This window comes from Mesorhizobium sp. M2A.F.Ca.ET.042.01.1.1, from assembly GCF_003997405.1.
In the GTDB taxonomy this organism is placed as follows: domain Bacteria; phylum Pseudomonadota; class Alphaproteobacteria; order Rhizobiales; family Rhizobiaceae; genus Mesorhizobium.
This window is the reverse complement of the sequence record NZ_RZRX01000596.1, coordinates 1-872: the sequence shown is the minus strand read 5'-3', so window position 1 is coordinate 872 and position 872 is coordinate 1. Positions and strand designations below refer to the sequence as shown.

Annotated in this window: 1 protein-coding gene; it reads right to left on the bottom strand. The window is 70.6% G+C overall.

Annotated features, from left to right (window positions below; genetic code table 11):
* On the bottom strand, window positions 1–860 hold an 860-nt coding region (locus EOA23_RS35075; RefSeq protein WP_145966622.1), incomplete at its 3' end, for an ROK family protein.
* Window positions 861–872 lie beyond the last annotated feature (12 nt).

Below are 872 nucleotides of genomic sequence, written 5' to 3'. Positions count from 1 at the left end.
CTCCACCCGCTTCCCGCCTGCCCGGCAAGCGCAGCACCCACCAGGCCGGCGCGCGAGCCGAATTTTCCAGGCTTGAGTTCGATGCCGCGCAGATGCGGCGGCAATTGTCGCCGTAATGCCGCAAGCAGCGGCGGCGCGATCACGTCCAGCGCATCCGCCAGGCCGCCGGACACCAGGATCACACCCGGATCGAGCAATCCCACAGCGCCGGCAAGCGTGACGCCCAGCCGTCGCGCGGTCTCCTCCACGGCGGCAAGCGCGGCGGGTTGCCCGGCGCGGGCGGCGGCGATCAACTCGCCGCCATTTGCGAGCCTAACCCGGCTGGCAAGCGCATCAAGCGCGCGCCCCGAGGCGACACGCTCCAGCCAGCCGCTGCGTTCATCGCCCTGATCCCCGGCATCGGCGCACGCCCAGCCGAAGGAGCAGGCCCCGCCATGCGCGCCGGCGACGATGCGGCCATTGGCCAGCACCGCCGAACCGATGCCTGTGCCGATGGCCAGCAGAATCGCATCGGACACGTCCTTGGCCGCACCCTCGGCCGCTTCCGCCAGAAGCGCGACCTGCGCGTCATTGCCGATCGCGACCCGCAAGTCAGGGAACAAGGCCTGAATGTCGACACCATCGAGCCAGGGCAGGTTCGGGATCCAACGGCAGACCGACCCTTCGGTCAGGCCCGGCACGGCAAGCCCGAGCGCTTTGGTTTCACCCGCGACGGCAAGCGCGCGAACGCGCGCAGCGAACGCGTCGAGAGTGCCCGGCGCCGGCTCGCGGACCTGCGGCGCAAGAGCGCCGAGATCGCCAGTGTGGAGCGCGGCACGCAGATTGGTGCCGCCGAGATCGATGGCGAGAACCCGTGTCATGTCTCCCGGCTC